This window comes from Mesorhizobium sp. M8A.F.Ca.ET.161.01.1.1 (assembly GCF_004792105.1).
In the GTDB taxonomy this organism is placed as follows: Bacteria; Pseudomonadota; Alphaproteobacteria; order Rhizobiales; family Rhizobiaceae; genus Mesorhizobium.
The window spans coordinates 1-321 of record NZ_SRTD01000313.1; the positions used below are offsets into that span (position 1 = coordinate 1).

At 66.7% G+C, this 321-nt stretch carries 1 pseudogene; it reads left to right on the top strand.

Going from position 1 to position 321, the window contains the following annotated elements:
• Window positions 1–234 (top strand): annotated as a pseudogene (locus EN804_RS37590) (NUDIX domain-containing protein); the annotation flags it as partial.
• Window positions 235–321: the final 87 nt, after the last annotated feature.

The window sequence follows — 321 nt, forward strand, 5'->3', positions numbered from 1 at the left end:
GTCGTCGTCGATCCGGCCATGGCTTCCCATCTCGGCTTCTTCTCCGCGCCCGCCGCCAACGAACCGGATGCCCGCGTCGAGGCCGAGCTTTTCGAATTGTCCCTCACCGGCGAGCCGATCCCGGCCGCCGAGATCGAGGAGATGATCTGGCTCGACCCCGATCTCGCTAACGAGACGGATCTCGCGCCGCTCACCGCCGATATCGTGGTGCCGCGCTACGCCCGCCAGCCATGACTGCGCGGGGTCAAGCGGCACAGAGAGCGAGCGAAGCGCCCCTCACCTTCGCGGTGCTGGTGTTTCCCGGCTTTCCGATGATGGCAT